The sequence below is a fragment of the Oleiphilus sp. HI0043 genome (genome assembly GCF_001634935.1).
Map to the genome: position 1 here is coordinate 1 of NZ_LWEY01001874.1, position 857 is coordinate 857.

Consider the following 857-nt stretch of genomic DNA (forward strand, 5'->3'; position numbering starts at 1 on the left):
CATTATAAATACTTACCAATTAGATACCTTGTTCGTTCTGCTGCAAAGCCCACAATTGGGCATATAGACCTTGCGCTTTGATAAGAGAGTGGTGGCTTCCTTGCTCGACCACGCCACCCTTATCAATGACAATAATACGATCAGCATCGACAACGGTGGAAAGGCGGTGGGCGATAACTAGACTGCTCTTACCTGCCGATACTTCTCTGATTGCCTCCATCACTGCGGACTCAGATGCGCTATCAAGCGAGCTGGTTGCCTCGTCAAATAGCAGTATTGCCGGGTTCTTGAGGATGGTTCGGGCAATGGCAACACGTTGTTTCTCGCCACCGGAAAGTTTAAGACCTCTTTCCCCGACTTGAGTTTCATATTGCTTGGGTAAGCCCTCAACAAAGTCTTTCAAATGAGCAAGTTCGATTGCGTGCTTTACTTCTGCATCGCTTGCACCAGGGCGACCATAGCGTACGTTTTCAATCAGGCTGGTATTAAATAGAACGGTGTCTTGAGGCACTACGCCAATCGCTGCGCGCAAACTGTGTTGGGCGCAGTGCTTAATGTTCTGATCATCAATCAGAATCGCACCTTTGCTGGTGTCGTAAAAACGAAATAGTAGCTTCGCGATAGTTGATTTTCCGGCGCCGCTGCTACCAACAAGCGCTACTTTTTCTCCTGGCTGCACGGTAAAACTGAGATTGCTCAGAATCGTTCTACTTGGCTCATAGGCAAAGGAAATATCTTTAAACTCGATCTTCCCGTTTGATACTGTCAGGGGCTGAGCGTTTTGCGTGTCGACAACCAAAGGTGCTTCTTTAAGCAGGCCAAACATACGTTCTATATTGGTCATCGAGCTTTTGATC

At 47.4% G+C, this 857-nt stretch carries 1 protein-coding gene; it reads right to left on the bottom strand.

Annotated elements, in window-relative coordinates:
• Positions 1-19 precede the first annotated feature (19 nt).
• Positions 20-857: ATP-binding cassette domain-containing protein (locus A3729_RS28725; RefSeq protein WP_156498214.1), on the bottom strand; the 838-nt coding region annotated here is incomplete at its 5' end.